17 protein-coding genes and 1 tRNA gene are annotated in these 17,524 nt (G+C 66.0%); 8 read left to right on the plus strand and 10 right to left on the minus strand.

The genetic code is table 11. From position 1 onward, the window contains the following. The first annotated feature begins 1 nt into the window (after position 1). Genes ACJ8FR_RS00565 through ACJ8FR_RS00590 form a run of 6 tightly spaced genes read left to right on the plus strand, consistent with a single transcriptional unit; the run spans position 2 to position 5,602 of the window. Complete coding sequence (locus ACJ8FR_RS00565) at positions 2-892, plus strand: NAD(P)-dependent oxidoreductase (protein ID WP_407826653.1); 891 nt, start codon at positions 2-4, stop codon at positions 890-892. Positions 893-908: 16 nt separating this feature from the next. Next, positions 909-1,430: a Dps family protein gene (locus tag ACJ8FR_RS00570; protein WP_407826654.1), complete on the plus strand. Its 522-nt coding sequence runs from the start codon at positions 909-911 to the stop codon at positions 1,428-1,430. A gap of 51 nt (positions 1,431-1,481) precedes the next feature. Continuing rightward, positions 1,482-1,919, plus strand: a complete 438-nt coding sequence (locus tag ACJ8FR_RS00575; protein WP_407826655.1) for a DUF2231 domain-containing protein — start codon at positions 1,482-1,484, stop codon at positions 1,917-1,919. After that, the gene (locus tag ACJ8FR_RS00580; protein ID WP_407826656.1) at positions 1,916-3,220 is read left to right on the plus strand and encodes a PQQ-dependent sugar dehydrogenase; all 1,305 of its coding nucleotides are present in this window, start codon (positions 1,916-1,918) and stop codon (positions 3,218-3,220) included. Before ACJ8FR_RS00575 ends, ACJ8FR_RS00580 begins: the two co-directional genes overlap by 4 nt. A 29-nt stretch (positions 3,221-3,249) precedes the next feature. After that, positions 3,250-4,560, plus strand: a complete 1,311-nt coding sequence (locus tag ACJ8FR_RS00585) for a PQQ-dependent sugar dehydrogenase (RefSeq protein ID WP_407826657.1) — start codon at positions 3,250-3,252, stop codon at positions 4,558-4,560. A gap of 19 nt (positions 4,561-4,579) precedes the next feature. Beyond that, on the plus strand, positions 4,580-5,602 hold the full coding sequence (locus tag ACJ8FR_RS00590; protein ID WP_407826658.1) for an aldo/keto reductase: 1,023 nt from the start codon (positions 4,580-4,582) through the stop codon (positions 5,600-5,602). A gap of 15 nt (positions 5,603-5,617) precedes the next feature. Here ACJ8FR_RS00590 and ACJ8FR_RS00595 read toward each other — a convergent pair whose 3' ends face one another. The 8 genes from ACJ8FR_RS00595 to ACJ8FR_RS00630 all read right to left on the minus strand — a co-directional run bounded on the left by ACJ8FR_RS00595 (position 5,618) and on the right by ACJ8FR_RS00630 (position 11,958). Beyond that, positions 5,618-6,337: a VIT1/CCC1 transporter family protein gene (locus tag ACJ8FR_RS00595; RefSeq protein ID WP_407826659.1), complete on the minus strand. Its 720-nt coding sequence runs from the start codon at positions 6,335-6,337 to the stop codon at positions 5,618-5,620. Between the two features lie 80 nt (positions 6,338-6,417). Further along, positions 6,418-6,493, minus strand: a tRNA-Glu gene (locus ACJ8FR_RS00600). A gap of 58 nt (positions 6,494-6,551) precedes the next feature. Then, positions 6,552-8,303 (minus strand): single-stranded-DNA-specific exonuclease RecJ, encoded by a 1,752-nt coding sequence (gene recJ / locus ACJ8FR_RS00605; RefSeq protein WP_407826660.1) that lies wholly within the window; start codon positions 8,301-8,303, stop codon positions 6,552-6,554. A gap of 31 nt (positions 8,304-8,334) precedes the next feature. Next, a complete protein-coding gene (gene glpX, locus ACJ8FR_RS00610; protein ID WP_407826661.1) occupies positions 8,335-9,324 on the minus strand; it encodes a class II fructose-bisphosphatase in 990 nt (329 codons plus the stop codon). A 46-nt stretch (positions 9,325-9,370) separates the two neighbouring features. Beyond that, positions 9,371-9,850: a DUF2721 domain-containing protein gene (locus ACJ8FR_RS00615; protein ID WP_407826662.1), complete on the minus strand. Its 480-nt coding sequence runs from the start codon at positions 9,848-9,850 to the stop codon at positions 9,371-9,373. 9 nt (positions 9,851-9,859) lie between these two features. Further along, positions 9,860-10,435, minus strand: a complete 576-nt coding sequence (locus ACJ8FR_RS00620; RefSeq protein ID WP_407826663.1) for a hypothetical protein — start codon at positions 10,433-10,435, stop codon at positions 9,860-9,862. Between the two features lie 60 nt (positions 10,436-10,495). After that, entirely contained in the window at positions 10,496-11,389 is an 894-nt protein-coding gene (locus tag ACJ8FR_RS00625; protein WP_407826664.1) for a diacylglycerol/lipid kinase family protein, read from the minus strand. Between the two features lie 17 nt (positions 11,390-11,406). Then, on the minus strand, positions 11,407-11,958 hold the full coding sequence (locus tag ACJ8FR_RS00630; RefSeq protein ID WP_407826665.1) for a DUF3617 domain-containing protein: 552 nt from the start codon (positions 11,956-11,958) through the stop codon (positions 11,407-11,409). 122 nt (positions 11,959-12,080) lie between these two features. Here ACJ8FR_RS00630 and uvrB point away from each other — a divergent pair, with 122 nt between their 5' ends. After that, entirely contained in the window at positions 12,081-14,282 is a 2,202-nt protein-coding gene (gene uvrB, locus ACJ8FR_RS00635) for an excinuclease ABC subunit UvrB (RefSeq protein WP_407826666.1), read from the plus strand. A 4-nt stretch (positions 14,283-14,286) separates the two neighbouring features. Here uvrB and ACJ8FR_RS00640 read toward each other — a convergent pair whose 3' ends face one another. Then, a complete protein-coding gene (locus tag ACJ8FR_RS00640) occupies positions 14,287-14,736 on the minus strand; it encodes a hypothetical protein (protein WP_407826667.1) in 450 nt (149 codons plus the stop codon). A gap of 94 nt (positions 14,737-14,830) precedes the next feature. After that, on the minus strand, positions 14,831-16,738 hold the full coding sequence (locus tag ACJ8FR_RS00645; RefSeq protein WP_407826668.1) for a PAS domain S-box protein: 1,908 nt from the start codon (positions 16,736-16,738) through the stop codon (positions 14,831-14,833). Positions 16,739-16,959: 221 nt separating this feature from the next. On the opposite strand from ACJ8FR_RS00645, the gene ACJ8FR_RS00650 reads away from it, so the two are divergent. Further along, on the plus strand, positions 16,960-17,520 hold the full coding sequence (locus ACJ8FR_RS00650) for a glycoside hydrolase family 108 protein (RefSeq protein WP_407826669.1): 561 nt from the start codon (positions 16,960-16,962) through the stop codon (positions 17,518-17,520). Positions 17,521-17,524 lie beyond the last annotated feature (4 nt).

The raw sequence follows: 17,524 nt of genomic DNA on the forward strand, positions 1-17,524 counted from the left end.
CATGCGCATCGGATTCATTGGCCTCGGACATATGGGCCGCGGAATGGCCGGAAGCCTGATCAAGTCCGGCCATGAGGTGACCGTGTTCAACCGCACGCCCGGGAAATCGGCCGACCTCGAAGCCGCGGGTGCAAAGGTCGCGGCCGACGTCGGCGAGGCTTGCGATGGCGACGCCGTCGTCACGATGCTGTCGAACGACGAGGCGGTCGAAAGCGTCGTCTTTGGTAGGCTTGGGATCATCGACAGCTTGCGAAAGGGCGCCGTTCACGTCTCCTCCAGTACGATCAGTATCGACCTGTCGGATCGCCTGGCCGCCGCGCATGCCGATGCCGGCCAGGGCTATGTCGCCGCGACCGTCCTCGGACGGCCGAACCTCGCTGCCGAAGGACAGCTATTCGTGATCGCCGCCGGTGCAGACGAAGCGGTCAATGCGGTCGCACCCTTGCTCAGTGCCGTGGGGCGCCAGACCACCCGTTTCGGCGTCAAGCCAAGCAACGCCAATATGGTGAAGCTCAGCGTCAACTTCCTTTTCGCCTCGGTCATGGAATCGCTCGGCGAAGCGGTGGCGCTGGTCGCCAAGGGCGGCATCGACAAAGCGGACTATGTCGAGTTCCTGACGACGACGATGTTCAATGCGCCTGCCTACAAGACGTACGGCGAACTGGCGGTTTCGGAGCAGCCGGCGCCGGTCGGCTTCGCGGCGCCGCTGGGGTTCAAGGATATCCGCCTGGCGATCGCGGCGAGCGAGAAGCTCGGCGTTCCCATGCCCCTGCTCAGCCTTCTCCACGATCGCTTCGTGGAGCTGATGGCCAGCGGCGGCGAGCACATGGATTGGTCCGCCATCGGCAAGCTCGCGCAGCGTGATGCGGGCATGCTCGACCTCGCAGCCTGACGGAAGGAAATTTCCGATGCACCTGGAAGAACTGCTGATCCTGCGCAATGAAGAGCTGGGGACTCCGACCGACCTTCCGGCCGACGCGGTCCGCGACATTTCGGGCGCGCTCAATGCGCTCCTCGCCGACATGTTCGCGCTCTATGTGAAGACGAAGAACTTTCACTGGCACGTGTCGGGCCCGCACTTTCGCGACTATCACCTGCTGCTCGACGAGCAGGCTGACCAGATCTTCGCGACCACGGACCCGATCGCCGAGCGCGTGCGCAAGATCGGCGCAACCACCCTCCGGTCGGTCGGCCAGATCGCGGCCCGCAAGCGGTTGCTCGACAACGACTCGGAGTTCGTCACGCCGCGCGACATGCTTGCGGAGCTGCGCGAGGACAACAAGCAGCTCGCCGGTGAAATGCGGCGCACGCACGCGCTGTGCGACGAGCATGACGACGTCGCGACCGCCAGCCTGCTCGAAGTGTGGATCGACGAAGCCGAGCGCCGGACCTGGTTCCTGTTCGAGGCGACCCGCACGACGCAGGGTTGAAGCACCGCGCGCCGCCCAGTTCGTTCGCCATCGACAAGGAAGGAATGAGTGATGGAGACTTCCGCCCACCAGACCCGCGAGCCGCGGCTATGGCACCCGCACCTGATCGCGGGCGGTGCGACGCTTCTGATCGGCGCCCTCGTGACCGACATCTTCTATTCGCAGACCGCCAACATGCAGTGGGCCAATTTCTCGGTCTGGCTAATCACCGCCGGGTTGCTTCTGGCGCTGTTGGCCGGGATCGCGCTTTTGCTCGACATCGCCCTCGGCCGAGCGGGGAGGGTGAGTTGGGTTCATTTGGGCGCGTTGGCGGGGGCGGCGCTGTTGTCGCTGCTTAACGTGTTCATCCACAGCCGCGACGCGTGGACGTCGGTCGTTCCGCAGGGGCTGATCCTTTCCGTCGTCGTCGCCGTGTGCCTCACGATCATCGGCTGGCGCGGTTGGAGCGTCACCGCGATCCGTATTCCTGCCAGGGCGGATCGGTCATGAACCGCGCATCCTTGATGAGCCTGTGCTCGTTTGCGGCGCTGTCGGCCTGCGCGCCGCAGGGCGGCGACCCGAGCAAGCAATACGGCTCAAACCCCGAGCTTCCCGCGCCGCGACAATTCGTGGTGCCGCCGATGAGAGTACCGCTCTACGTCGGCTGGAAGGCGGGGGAGACGCCGACGGTCCCTCACGGACTGGCGATCCAAGCGGTCGCGACCGGCTTCATGCATCCCCGCATCGTCTATCCGCTGCCCAACGGCGACATCCTGGTCGTCGAAGCCAATGCGCCGCCAACCGTAAATTTCCGGCCCAAGGACTATGTCACTGGACCGGTCGTCAATCGCGCCGGCGCCGGCGCCCCCGGCGGCAATCGCATCACCTTGCTGCGCGACGCCAACGGCGACGGCAAGCCGGAGCTGCGCACCATCTTCCTCGACCATTTGAACTCGCCGTTCGGAATCGCGCTGGTCGGGAACACGCTTTACGTCGCCGATACCGACGGCATCCTGCAATTTCCCTACACGCCGGGCGAAACCCGCATCACGCAGCCCGGAGTTCAGTTGACCGACCTGCCCGCGGGCCCGATCGACCACCACTGGACCAAGTCGCTTGTCGCCGGCCCCGACGGATCGAAGCTCTATGTCGGCGTCGGCTCCAACAGCAATATCACCGAGAACGGGATCGACGTCGAATATGGCCGCGCCGCCGTTTACGAGGTCGACCGGCTGACCGGCGCCAAGCGCATCTATGCGTCGGGCATCCGCAATCCGACCGGCGTCGCCTTCGAGCCGCAAACGAAGACGCTGTGGGCAATCGCCAACGAGCGCGATGAGATCGGGCCCGACCTCGTGCCCGATTATCTGACGTCGGTGAGGGACGGCGCCTTTTACGGCTGGCCCTACAGCTATTATGGCCAGCATGTGGACATTCGCGTCCATCCGCAGCGCCCCGACATGGTCGCAAAGGCGATACCGCCCGATTATGCGCTGAGCTCGCACGTCGCTCCGCTTGGCCTCACCTTCAGCACCGGCCAGCGTCTCGCCCCGGCAATGGCCAACGGCGCGTTCATCGGCGAGCACGGCAGCTGGGACCGAAGCCCGCTCAATGGCTACAAGGTCGTATTCGTCCCGTTCGTCAACGGCCGGCCAAGCGGGCCGCCGAGGACGCTCGTCAGCGGCTTCGTCGCAGCCGACGGCAAGACCATTCGCGGGCGGCCCGTGGGTGTCGCGATCGACCGAACCGGTGCGCTGCTCATCGCCGACGATGCCGGCAACACCGTGTGGCGCGTGAGCCGGCCCGGCTGACAGTCCGCGCGACCAGAGGGAGATCGGCCATGACCGGCTTTTCGCTTCGGACAACCTCGGCGCTGCTTGCCCTTTGCGTCCTTGCCGCGTGCGATCAAAAGGGCGGCGATCCGATGCGGCAATATGGGCCCAACCCGTATTTGCCCAAGCCGCACCAATATCTGCTTCCGCCGATGAGCGTTCCGCAAGCAATTGGCTGGAAACCGGGCGAAGCTCCGACCGTTCCCGCCGGCCTTCGCATCCAGGCCATGGCCACCGGGCTTTTGCATCCGCGCATCGTCTATAGTTTGCCCAACGGCGACATTCTGGTGGTCGAGACCAATGGCCCCGGCACCCTGCCGTTCCGTCCCAAGGATTATATCACCGGACGGGTCAAGGGCCGGGCGGGCGCCGGCGGCAAGGGCGGAAATCGGATCACTCTGCTGCGCGATATCAATGGCGACGGCGTGCCCGAACTGAAGACGATTCTGGTCGACCATCTCCACTCGCCTTACGGGGTCGCTTACGTCGACGGCACGCTCTACGTCGCTGACACCGACGCGATCCTCGCCTTCCCGTTCACGCCCGGGCAGACGAAGATCACCGCGCCCGGAGTCAAGCTGACGGACCTTCCGGCGGGCGAGATCGATCACCACTGGACCAAGTCGCTGGTCGCCAGCCCAGACGGATCGAAGCTCTATGTCGGCGTCGGCTCCAACAGCAACATCACCGAGAACGGGATCGACGTCGAGGCGGGACGGGCCGCGATTTACGAGGTCGACCGGCTGACCGGGGCCAAGCGCATCTATGCGTCGGGGACGCGCAATCCGACCAACCTCGCGATTCAGCCGGGCACGGGCCGGCTGTTCGCGGTGGTCAACGAGCGCGACGAGATCGGACCCGACCTCGTTCCCGACTATCTGACCTCGATCAAACAAGGCGGCTTTTACGGCTGGCCCTACAGTTATTGGGGACAGCATGTGGATGTGCGGGTTCATCCCCAAAACCCGGATATGGTGGCGAAGGCAATCAAGCCCGATTACGGGCTCAGCTCGCACGTCGCGGCGCTTGGGCTGACATTCAGCCAGGGCCAGACGCTCGCGCCGGCCTTCGCCAACGGCGCCTTTGTCGGCGAGCATGGCAGCTGGGACCGCACTCCGTTGAACGGCTATCAGGTGATCTTCGTGCCGTTTGTCGGCGGCCGTCCCGGCGGCAAGCCGATCAGCGTCGTCACCGGCTTCCTCGCCTCCGATCACAAGACGGTTCACGGCCGACCGGTCGGCGTCACCCTCGACCGGACCGGCGCGCTGCTCATCGCCGACGATGTCGGCAATGTCGTGTGGCGCGTCTCCGCCGCGTGAGAAGAAAGGACGTGTCCGGATGGAGCTTCACAAATATCGCCCTCCCGTCAGCTTTGGCCTCGGCGGGGTCGCGCTCGGCAACGAATTCGAGTTCGTCACCGACGCGCAAGCCGAAGAGACCCTCGAAGCAGCCTGGGAAGCAGGCGTGCGCTACTTCGACACATCACCTTGGTATGGCCTTGGTCTTTGCGAGCGCCGCTTCGGCCGCTTCCTTCACCAAAAGCCTCGCGATGAATATATATTGTCGACCAAGGTCGGGAAGCTCCTGAAGGCGTCGCCCGGCAATCAGGCGAAGAAGTATTTCCCGTTCACGGCGTCACCCAACGATCCGCTGTTCGACTATACCGCCGACGGCGTTCGCCGGTCGCTGGAAGACAGTCTGCAACGGTTGGGCATCGACCGCGTCGACATGCTCTTTGTGCACGACCTGTCGCCCGACAATATGTGGCTGCCGGAAAGTTGGGAAACGCTTTTCGGGGTCGCCGAAAAAGGCGCGTTTCGAGCGCTTTCCGCGATGCGCGATGAGGGCATGATCAAAGGATGGGGAATGGGCGTCAATTGTCCCGAGCCGATCCTCAGATGTCTGGAAGTTGCCGATCCCGACATCTGCCTTCTGGCCCGCCAATATTCGCTTGCCGATCACAAGCATGCGCTCGAGGAGGTCTTTCCCAGGGCCCGTAAGGCAGGGGTCAGCTTCGTCATCGGCTCGTCGCTCAACGCCGGCTTTCTCGCCGGCAAACCGCGTTACAATTACGGCGCCGAGAATTATCGAATCCCCGAAGACCAGCTCAAGAAGCGTGCGGCGCTGCAGCGGGTCGCCGATAGCCACGGCGTCGACCTTCGTACTGCCGCGCTGCAGTTCAGCGCTGCGCCGGATGTGGCGGCGGCCCTGGTCGTCGGCGCTGCCAGCTCTACGCAGGTGCTTGCCAATGCCACCGCAATGAAGACCAAAATAACGCCGGATTTCTGGCAGGAACTCAAATCGACCGGGCTGATCGACGAAGCCGCGCCCGTTCCGCAGACGGAATTCGAACCAGCCTGATCGGCCGAGCGGCGCCTAGAGCTGCGTTCCGGCAATCATGCCCACACCATAGGTAATTCCAATCGCGATTATTCCGCCGAGTACGTTGCGGGCGATCGACGGGCCAGCCGCCATGCGGCCAAGCCTGGCCGCGATCCCGCCGGTCAGTCCGAGCGCAATCATGACCGCAATTCCCGAGATCCAGATTGCGAGGTCCGGACGCGCAATGACGACCGGGACGAGCGGAACCAGGCCGCCGAGCGTGAAGGCGAGCAGTGACGCAACCGCGGCCGCCCACGGATTGGTCACCGCTTCGGGGTCGATCCCGAGCTCGGCGCGAGCGTGGACGGACAGCGCGTCTTTGGCGCTCATCTGCCGCGACACCTCCATCGCGACATCCGGCGTTACTCCGCGTTGTTCGAACAGGCGGGCGAGAACGCGCAGCTCGCGCTCCGGATTGCTTGCGAGATCGAACTTCTGGCGCTCGAGCTCTGCGCGCTCGAGGTCGCGCTGGGTTGAGACCGACACGTACTCCCCAGCGGCCATTGACAGAGCTCCGGCTGCGATCGCCGCAACGCCGGTTAGGATCAGTGTCGAATGTTGAGCCGAGGCGCCCGCCACGCCGAAGATGATGGCCGCCGTCGAGATGATTCCGTCATTGGATCCGAGGACTCCGGCGCGAAGCCAGTTGAGGGTGCTCAGGATCCGCCCGCTCGGCGTTTCGATTACATCGGGAATGTCGCCAATGTCAGGCATGGGTTGGCCCCCGGCTCGATACAGGCTTGCACGCAAACATGAGCCCAACGGACTCTGCAAGTTGCGCTAAAGTGCGTCGCTGGTGACCCCAACGGGAATCGAACCCGTGTTTTCGCCGTGAAAGGGCGACGTCCTAGACCGCTAGACGATGGGGCCGCACGAAAGCGGCTCGCCGGTTAGGCGAGCGGCCGATGGGGGTCAAGCAGGGCCGGGGTCAAGCAAGCGCGGCGTCCTCGAGGTGCATCTCGGCCGCGTTGCCGCCGTTCCATTCGTCGCGCTTGATCGTGCCGGCCAGCCACCAACGCCGGTCGGCGGGCGATGACAGCAGCGCCTGCCCAAGCGCGCTCGCGGCGCTGCGGAAGGCGATCCACTTGAAGCTCTTGCCGTCGTCGCCGCAGCCGAGCCCTCGCACATGGCCGTCGCCGACGATGCCGGTCTTGATCAGCCTCACCGGTCCCGCCGCGACCCGGGGGTTCGGCCAGCCGGCGCCGTACGGGCCAGCGGCATCGAGCGCGTCGCACAAAGCGCCCGCTACGCCGCCGGGCGCAAGAAGCGCGTCGAGCAGCAGCGCCCGGTCCCCGCGCGCCTTTTCCACGTCGGCGGCCAGGCGCTCGGCGATGAAGGCGCGGAATGGCTCGAGCCCGCCGGGCGGGAGTGTCAGCCCGGCGGCCATCGCATGTCCGCCGCCCGCGGTCAGGAGACCGCTGTCCTTCGCGGCAAGCACCGCGGCGCCGAGGTCGACGCCCGAGATCGAGCGCCCCGATCCCTTGCCGCTGCCGTCTTCGCATTCGGCGATCACGATCGCCGGGCGCCCGAACCGTTCCTTCAAGCGCCCGGCGACGATCCCGATCACGCCCTGGTGCCAGCCGCCGCTCATCACCGTGATCACGGGCGCGTCGCTCTGCTCGGCCGCCAAAGCTTCGGCCTGCTCACACACCAGCATCTCGATCGCGCGCCGCTCCTCGTTGAGGCGGTCGAGCTCGGCAGCAATGGTGCGCGCTTCTTCGGGGTCGGTGCAGGTCAATAGCCGGACACCAAGGTCCGACTTGCCGACGCGCCCGCCGGCGTTGATCCTGGGCCCGAGCGCGAAGCCCAGGTCGCGGCACGATGGCGGCTTCACCAGCCGCGCGGCCTCGGCGAGCGCCGCGAGCCCGATATTCTGTCGCGCTGCCATGACCCTTAGGCCCTGTGTGACGAATGCGCGGTTGAGGCTCTTCAGGCGCGCGACGTCGGCGACCGTGCCGAGTGCTACCAGATCGAGCAGGTCGATGATCTTCGGCTCGGCCAGCGCTTCGAAGAAGCCGCGGGTCCTGAGCTCGCGCAGCACCGCGACGCCAAGCAGGAAGGCCATGCCCACGGCCGCGAGATGGCCATGCGCCGCGCCGTCCTCGCTCTCGTCGAGCCGGTTGGGATTGATCATCGCCAACGCCACCGGGAGCAGGCTCGCGCATTGGTGGTGGTCGACGACGATGACGTCGAGGCCGGCTGCCCGCGCCTCCTCCAGCGCCTCGAAGGCCTGCGCACCGCAGTCGACGCAGACGGCGACGCTCGCGCCGCGCTCCTTCAGTTCGACCAGCGCCTTGCCCGACGGGCCATAACCCTCCATCAGCCGGTCGGGGATGTAGATCATCGGATCGGCGCCGAGACGGCGCAGCAGCAGCACCAGCAATGCCGCGCTGGTCGCGCCGTCGACATCATAATCGCCAAAGATCGCGATCCTCTCGCCTTGCTGCACGGCGTCGGCGAGGCGCTTTGCGCCTTTGTCCATGTCGGCAAAGCAGCTCGGATCGGGAAGGAAGTCGCGGATCCGCGGGTCGCGGTGCCGGCCCAGATCCTCGCGCGGCACTCCGCGGGCAAGCAGCAGCTCGTCGACCAAGGCGTCCATCGGAAGCGCCGGATCTGGCTCGCGCCGCCACCGCCATGGCTGACCGGTCACGGACCTGTCGATGTTGAGCGGTGCCCCCATGGGCCGAGTGTAGTGCCGGGGACTCGCCGGTCTAGAGTCCGCGGTGCTTGAGGTCGTGATATTCTGTGGACACTCGGCGGATCGTGCCGGTGCTCGCGCGCATCACGATGCTCTCCGTCGTGACGCAACCCTTCCTGCGGTGAACCCCCTTCAGCAGCGAGCCGTCGGTCACCCCCGTCGCGGCGAAGATGCAGTCGCCCTTGGCCATGTCTTGAAGCGTGTAGACCCGCTCGAGGTCGTCGATGCCCCAACGGCGCGCCCGCGCGACCTCGTCGTCGTTGCGGAATACCAGCCGGCCCTGGAGCTGGCCGCCGACGCAGCGCAGCGCCGCCGCCGCAAGCACGCCCTCGGGCGCTCCGCCGCTCCCCACATAGACATCGATCCCGGTGTCCGGGTCGGCCACCGCGATCACTCCGGCGACGTCGCCGTCCGATATCAGCCGGACGCCGCAGCCGAGCGCGCGCAACTCGGCGATGATCCCCGTGTGGCGCTCGCGGTCGAGCACGCAGGCGGTGATCTCACTCGGTTCGACGCCTTTCGCCTTGGCGATCGAACGGACGTTGTCGCTGACCGGGCGGGTGAGGTCGATCGTGCCCTCGGGGTAGCCTGGTCCGACCGCCAGCTTTTCCATGTAGGTGTCCGGCGCGTTCAACAGGCAGCCATTTTCGGCGATCGCCAGCACCGCCAGCGCGTTCGGCCCCGCCTTGGCGGTGATCGTGGTGCCTTCGAGCGGGTCGAGCGCGATGTCGATCCTGGGGCCGCTGCCCTGTGCCGATCCGACCCGCTCACCGATGTAGAGCATCGGCGCTTCGTCGCGTTCGCCCTCGCCGATCACCACCGTGCCGTCGAGTGGCAGCTCATTGAGCGCACCGCGCATCGCTTCCACCGCCGCGGCATCGGCCGCCTTCTCGTCGCCCCGCCCGATCAGCCTCGACGCCGCGATTGCCGCGGCTTCGGTGACGCGAACCATCTCGAGGACGAGGACCCGGTCGAGGACATTGCTCGCGGCGGTGCGGGTCATAGGTCGGAAGGCTCCGTTGAACTGGTCGGCGCAGCGGATAAGCGGGCTAACCGGCCTCGTCCACCGTATGTTGCAAAAGCTCCGAGCGCACCCGCACCGCGCGCGCGGCGACGGTCGTTTCAATCAGGAACGTCGCGAAACCGGCGCCGATCGCCAGCATCGAGGCGATGAACAGCCAGGCGATCTCCGTGCCCAGCCGGGTGCGGACCAGGTTGGCGGCGAACAGCAGGACGACGACCAGGCAGGTCAGGATCGCCGAGGTGACGGAAAGGCCCGTCGCCCAGTTGATCAGCGACATTCGGCGATCGAGGATCTTGAGCTCGGAGATCCAGCGGTCGTGCTCCACGCCGCGGCTGGCGAGCAGCAGCGGTTCGATATCCCGCGACCGGTCCACGATCCGCGACAGGCGCGATGCGAGGACATTGAGGAAGGCGCCGATGCCGCTCAGCAGGAACACCGGGGCGAGCGCCAGCCGGACGATCTCCGCCACCGTGCTGACCGACAGGTCCGGCGAGCTTTCGAACATGCGACGCTTCTAGGCGGCTGCCTCGCGTTCGCAACTGGCGACTTCGAGCAGCATCAGGCCATTCACGACAAAGCTCGCGGCAAGGATCCAGGCAAAGGTCGCGACCAGCTCACGCGTCGGCCCGAACACGCTGACGACGATGGTCGAGATCGACAGGCCGGTGATCAGCAGCACGGCGAGCAGGAAGTCCATGCCGGCGGACAGCCCGGTCCAGGTCCGGACCGAGCCCCGCGTCTCTATCGCCGACGCGGCGAGGATCACGCTTCGCACCAGCAGCCAGCCGACGATCGGCCATACCGTCGGGAAGAAATGCGTTTCCGGATTGAGGATGAACAGCAGTCCGGCAAGCGCGGTGACCACGCCCGCGGCCATCGCAAAGGCGCGGACTTGCTGCCGAAGCGAGCCCGCGACGGTCTCGATCAGTCCCGCGGCGATGAGCAGCCCGCCGATCATGTCCGACGACAGGGTCTTGCCCGCCGGAAGCAGCGCAGCCCCCGCGCTCAGCAGCATGATCGCGATGCCGGCGACGCGCAGCGCTCCCGCGCGCATCCGCTCCGATAGTCCGCGATGAGCCTGTGTCGCCACGTTCGAGCCCCAATCTGTCATGCCGCGAACACTGCGAACCGCCCCGCGGTTCCACATCGGTCAGCGCCGCGGCGCGATCACCCGCAGCGCCTTGGGGCGGATCCGATAGTCGAGCGGGAGCGCCGCGCGAACGACTTCGCCGTCCAGCGACACCGACAATTCGCGTTTCCGGCTCGACACGCGCAGCCGCTCGACGCCGTCGAGCCGCACCATGTCGTCGTCGCGGCTCCGGTTGAGCAGCGCGCGCGCGCTCGCAGCGATAAAACCGCGGCGGGTTTTCTTGCGCATCACCAGCACGCCAAGCCGACCGCCCTCCAGGCTCTCGCGCTGGCCAGGCGCCGGCAAGCCGACCCGATAATCGTTGTTGCCAACGAACAGCAGAGGCGTGTCGACCTGGCCCTCGCGCTCGTTGACGGTCAGGGTCAGCCGCTGGTGGCCGAAGCGCACCAGGGTTCGGATCGAGGCGATCACCATCGCCACCGCCTTGGGCCGGCCGAGCCGCTTACGTTGCGAATCGCGGTCGACGACCAGCAGCGGGTAGAGCCCGATTGCGCTGTTGTTGATGAAGATCCGCTCATTCATCTCGGCCACGTCGACCTGCCGTTCGGACCGCTGCGCGATCAGCGCGGCCGCGTCGTCGAGCTTGGTCGGGATGCCGAGGTCGCGTGCGAAATGGTTGAGGGTGCCGAGTGGCAGAATCCCGAGCAAAGTCTCGGTTCCAATCAGCCCCGAGGCCGCCGCGCTGATCGTCCCGTCGCCGCCGCCGACGACCAGCAGCTCATCGCCGCGCTCGGCGATTGCCCGGCAGCGCATCGCGCAGTCGCCGCCGCCGATTAGCTCGACTTCGGCCTCTACTCCCGCCCGCTTGAGTGCCTTCGCGACCTTGTCGCCGATCTTCGGGTCGGCCGAGGCGGCGCCGCCACCGCGGTTGAGCAAAACGGTGACGCGTGCCATTGACCAGCCCTAACGCGTCAGTCGTCCTTTCCGGTGCACTCGCCCACGCGCTGCGCGTCGATGTGCATCTTCATCGTCATGCCGTTCTGAGGTCCGCTGCCATTGCTCGACATGTCCATCGAGTAGCTGGTCGGCGTGTAGGTCCCGGCCATGTTCGTGGTCTGGGTCATATTCTCTTCCCTGCAGACCATCTGGATGTCGATCTTGCCGCCGCCCATCGTGAAATGTCCGTAGCGGCACGACTTGTCGGCGCCGAAGAAATCCTCCTTCGGTTTCTTCACATCGGCTTCGGTCACGCAATGCTTGCGCCCCTCGTTGCGATGCTCGGCCATGCTCTGCTTCATTTTCTCGGCATATTGCGGCGGCATGCCGGGGACGTTCATTTCGAGCACCGTCACCTTGGACTGCCATAGCCCGGGCTCGATCATCGAACCGCTGGTCATCACCCCGGACCGGGTCACGGCGTTCGAGACCTGATTGCCGCTGGCATTCTTGAGCTCGACCGTCGGCCCCTTGTTGCAGCCGGCGAGGCAAAGAACGGATACGGCGACGCACAATCCATATTTCATCACGAGCCCCCTCCTAAAGAGGGGCGCACCATAAAACCGCTGTTAACCGAGCGCCAGCGCCCCCGTTGTCGAGCCCCGATGTTCGGTTGTTCCGCCCCGTCATCCTGACCATATAGGCCGCGATGGCGATTCAAATCCGCACTTCGCTGGCCGAACCCGAGACCGCGGAAACTTTCGTGCCGCACAAGCCCGCGCGCCCCGACAAGGCCGAAGGCGGCAAGCCGTTCAAGCTGGTCGCGGAATATGAGCCGGCCGGCGACCAGCCGACGGCAATCCGCGAACTCGTGGAAGGGATCGGCGAGAACGGCGAGGCGAGCCAGGTTCTCCTCGGGGTGACCGGCTCGGGCAAGACCTTCACTATGGCCAAGGTCATCGAGACGCTGCAGCGGCCGGCGCTGGTGATTGCGCCCAACAAGATCCTCGCGGCCCAGCTCTATGGCGAGTTCAAGAGCTTCTTTCCCGACAACGCGGTCGAATATTTCGTCAGCTACTACGATTATTACCAGCCCGAGGCCTACGTCCCGCGGACCGATACCTACATCGAGAAAGAGAGCTCGGTGAACGAGGCGATCGACCGCATGCGCCATTCGGCGACGCGGTCGCTTCTCGAACGCGACGACGTGATCATCGTCGCCTCGGTCTCGTGCCTCTACGGCATTGGCTCGGTCGAGACCTATTCGGCGATGACCTTCAGCCTCAAGAAAGGGCAGGTCGACGACCAGCGCGAGGTCATCCGCAAGCTCGTCGCGCTGCACTATCGGCGCAACGATCAGGCGTTCGCGCGCGGCAACTTCCGGGTGCGCGGCGACAATCTCGAGATCTTCCCGTCGCACTATGAGGACATGGCGTGGCGCGTGAGTTTCTTCGGCGACGAAATCGAGAGCATCACCGAATTTGACCCGCTCACCGGCAAGACGATCGCGGCCCTCGACAGCATCAAGGTCTATGCGAACTCGCACTATGTGACGCCCGGCCCGACGCTCAAGCAGGCGATGGAGGCGATCAAGCACGAGCTCGCCGAGCGGCTCAAGGAGCTGACGGCCGAGGGACGCTTGCTCGAGGCGCAGCGGCTCGAGCAGCGGACCAATTTCGACCTCGAGATGATCGCCGCGACCGGATCGTGCGCCGGCATCGAGAATTACTCGCGCTTCCTCACCGGCCGCCTCCCCGGCGAGCCGCCGCCGACCCTGTTCGAGTATCTCCCCGACAACGCCTTGCTGTTCGTCGACGAATCGCACCAGACGGTGCCGCAGATCGGCGCGATGGCGCGCGGCGACCATCGCCGGAAGATCACGCTCGCCGAATTCGGGTTCCGCTTGCCAAGCTGTATCGACAACCGCCCATTGAGGTTCAACGAATGGGACGCGATGCGTCCGCAGACGACGTTCGTTTCGGCGACGCCCGGGCCATGGGAAATGAACGAAACCGGCGGCGTGTTCAGCGAGCAGGTGATCCGCCCGACCGGCCTCATCGACCCGCCGGTCGAGATCAAGCCGGTCGAGGACCAGGTCGACGACCTCGTCCACGAGGCAAAGCTGACGGCGAAGAAGGGTTACCGGACGCTGGTCACCACGCTGACCAAGCGCATGGCGGAAGACCTCACCGAATATCTTCACGAGGCGGGCCTCAGGGTCCGCTACATGCACTCGGACGTCGAAACGCTGGAGCGCATCGAGCTGATCCGCGAGCTCCGCCTCGGCGTCTATGACGTGCTGGTCGGGATCAACCTGCTGCGCGAGGGCCTCGACATCCCCGAATGCGGGCTGGTCGCGATCCTCGATGCCGACAAGGAAGGCTTCCTGCGCTCGGAGACGTCGTTGATCCAGACCATCGGCCGCGCCGCGCGCAACGTCGAAGGCCGGGTCATCCTCTACGCCGACAGGGTCACCGGTTCGATGGAGCGCGCGCTCGCCGAAACCGACCGCCGGCGCGAGAAGCAGCTTGAGTATAATGCGGCGCACGGCATCACGCCCGAGAGCATCAAGCGCAACATCCACGACATCATGTCGCACCTCGCGACCCGCGACGGTGTGGTCGTCGACACCGGCGACGACGAGCGGCCGCACCTCGTCGGCCACAACCTCAAGGCCTATCTCGGCGACCTCGAGCAGCGCATGCGCAAGGCCGCCGCCGACCTCGAGTTCGAGGAAGCCGCGCGACTGCGCGACGAGATCCGCCGCCTGGAGGAGGATGATCTCGGCATCCCCCACGACCAGCGCGCCGCCCCGCGCCCGCCGGGCAACTCAAGCGAAGGCAAGCCCGGCACCCGCAAGGGCCGCTTCGGCAAGCAGCAGCGGACGCGGTTCGGCGGGCGGCGCGGTTGACCGCCTAGGCGAGCAGCCCCTTCTTCGCCATTGCCCGGGCATAGAGGAATAGGCCCAGCGCGATGAGGATGATGATGATCGGCATGCCGGTGGCCATGAAGCCCGTCATGCCCGGCATCGGGTTCATCAACTGGTAGCCAAGGCCGAGCACGGCGCCGATCAGCGAAACGCCGAACGCGAGGACCGCGTGGCGGCTGCGCATCAGCAGCAGGATCGATCCGGCAAGACCGAGCCACACGCCAAGGCCCCAGCCGATCGACGCCCAGATCGGCAATCCATCGACGTAGGCAAGCGCCGCGGCCGGATCGACGTCGGGCATCATCGACTTGAGATAGCCGGTGTCCCGCATGCGGGTCATGACATAGTCGTAGCAGCCGAAGCCGTTCCACAGCAGGGACAGGATCCCCACCGCCCACAGGTGAACGGGCGTCCGGTCTTGCGCACTGCTTGCCATTGGAATTCCCCCTCCGTTGCAACGCCGCGTCGCGCGGCGCAGCGGATGAGGCTCTCAAACTCGCCCTCGTGTCAATTGCGCGCCAGCAAGCCGTTCAGTTCGCGCTGATTTCCAGCTTCAGAAGGTTGCTCAACGCGTTTGCCAGCGCGTCCATCTCGTAAGGTTTCTGCAGCACCGGGAAGCCGTGGGGTTTGCCAACCTCCTCGCTGTAACCGGTGGTGAGCAGGATCGGCAGCTCGGGAAAGCGGTTACGCACCTTCCGCGCCAGTTCGATGCCGCTGATGCCGCCAGGCATCACCACGTCCGAGAAAATCAGCCTGGGCCGCTCGCCTCCGGCGAGCTGCTCGAGCGCTTGCTTCGCGCTGTGCACCACCGTGCCTTCGAACCCGAGCTCGGCGAGCATTCCCGCGGCGAGCTCGGCCAGCAAGGCATCGTCCTCGACGATCAGCACGCGGCCGAGCGCATGTTTGCCGTTCACCGGCGTTTCGCTCGCCCGCGCGGTGCGGGTCGCCGGCAAATAGAGGCAGAAGCTGGCGCCCTTGCCAGCTCGCGATTCGACCGTGATCGCGCCGCCGATCTGCTTGGCGAACCCGAACACCTGGCTGAGCCCAAGGCCGGTGCCCTCGCCGTAGCCTTTGGTGGTGAAAAACGGCTCGAACACGCGCTCCATCACTTCGGGCGTCATGCCCGTGCCGGTGTCGCTCACCTTCAGCACGACATGCTCGCCCTTGAGGTCTTCGGGATCGCCGTTGAGCACCACATTGTGTGCACTGATCTTGAGCTGGCCGCCGTCCTTCATCGCGTCGCGCGCATTGAACGCGAGGTTGAGGATCGCGAGCTCGAGCGCGCCGGCGTCGGCGTCCACCGGCCACAGCTGGTCGGACGTCTCGGTCACGAGCTCGATATTGCTGCGCAGCGACGGCCGCACCAAGGTCGTCATCTCGGCAAGGAACGGCTTGAGGTCGATCGGCTTGATCTCGAGCTGCTGGGCGCGGGCGAAGGCGAGCAGCTGCTTGGTCAGGCCGGCGCCGCGCTGCGCCGAGCCGCGCACCCCATCCAGCATGCGCTTGAGCTTTTCGGGATCGTCGAGGTTGCGCAGCGCCAGCTCGCACGCGCCGAGGATGGCGGTCAGCAGATTGTTGAAGTCGTGCGCCAGTCCGCCGGTCAGCTGGCCAAGCGCCTCCATCTTCTGCGACCGGAACAGCTGTTCGCGCGATTCCTCGAGCCGCAGCTGGGTCTCGCGCTTCTCGGTCATGTCGCGGGTGATCTTGGCAAAGCCGATCAGCTCGCCGTCCTCGTCCTTGATCGCGTCGATCACCACGCTCGCCCAGAAGCGGGTGCCGTCCTTGCGCATCCGCCAGCCCTCGGCCTCATAGCGCCCGGCCGAGCGCGCGGTCTCGAGCGCGCGCTTGGGCACGCCGATGTCGAGGTCTTCGGGCGTGTAGAACCGGCTGAAATGCTCGCCGATGATCTCGCTTGGCGCATAGCCCTTGATCCGCTCGGCGCCGGCGTTCCAACTGGTCACCCGGCCGGCCGGATCGAGCATGTAGATCGCATAATCGGTGACGCCCTGGACGAGGATCCGGAAGCCGCGCTCGGCCTCGAGCAGCGCCTGCTGCGCCTCGCGCTTCTCGGTCATGTCGCGGGTGATCTTGGCAAAGCCGATGACCTCGCCATGCTCGTTCTTGATCGCGTCGACGACGACGCTCGCCCAGAAGCGCGAGCCATCCTTGCGCACCCGCCAGCCTTCGCCTTCGAACTTGCCTTCGCCGCGCGCGGTCTCGAGGACGCGGTTCGGAACGCCGGCCGCGCGGTCTTCGGGCGTATAAAAGGTAGAAATGTGCTGGCCGAGGATCTCTTCGGTCCGGAAGCCCTTGATCCGCTCGGCGCCCGCGTTCCAGCTGGTCACGAAGCCGTTCGGATCCAGCATGTAGATGGCGTAATCGAGGATTGACTGGACGAGGAGCCGGAACGGGTCGTCGGAAATCGCTTCGTTCGCCAACTTGAGATTCCCGGCCAAAACCCCGCAGCTCCTGCTCGGCGCTTGAGGATGGATTGGCGCCCGCATGCACAACCCGTGATTGGCCATCTGGTTGCACTGGCTAGTGTTGTTGGCAGGCCGCACGGTCGCGGACCTCGAATATTACTGCCCTGTCCGGCACGCGAGACTTTCCTACACATCACCTATTTGGTTACATACCGCGACTCGCAAGGAGGGACGGCATGGACGAAGTTGTGGATGTGGACGGCCTGCTCGACGCGCTCATCGAGCGCGAAGGCGGCTACGTGGACAATCCGGCCGACAAGGGCGGGCCGACCTGCTTCGGGATCACCCAGGCGGTGGCGCGCGCCCAGGGCTATGCCGGCCCGATGCGCCAGCTGCCGCGCAGCGAGGCCGAAGGCATCTATCGGCGCCTTTACTGGCTGCGCCCCGGCCTCGACCAAGTCGCCAGCCGCAGCGGCCGCCTCGCCGCGGAGCTATTCGACACCGGCGTCAACATGGGCCCGGCCGTCGCCGTCACCTTCCTCCAGCGCGCGCTCACCGCGCTCAATCGCAACGGCAGCGACTATCCCGACCTGACCCCCGACGGACGCGTAGGCCGGGCGACGCTGACCGCGCTTGACACGTTCCTCAAGATACGCGGCGCGAGCAGCGGCGAGACCGTGCTGCTCCGCGCGCTGGAGGCGCTTCAGGGCGAGCGCTATCTCCGCCTCGCTGAGCGCCGGCCAGCCAACGAGGCATTCCTGTATGGGTGGTTGGCGAACCGAATTGGTGAGCGCTGATTCC

Source organism: Sphingomonas sp., assembly GCF_045810705.1.
In the GTDB taxonomy this organism is placed as follows: domain Bacteria; phylum Pseudomonadota; class Alphaproteobacteria; order Sphingomonadales; family Sphingomonadaceae; genus Sphingomicrobium.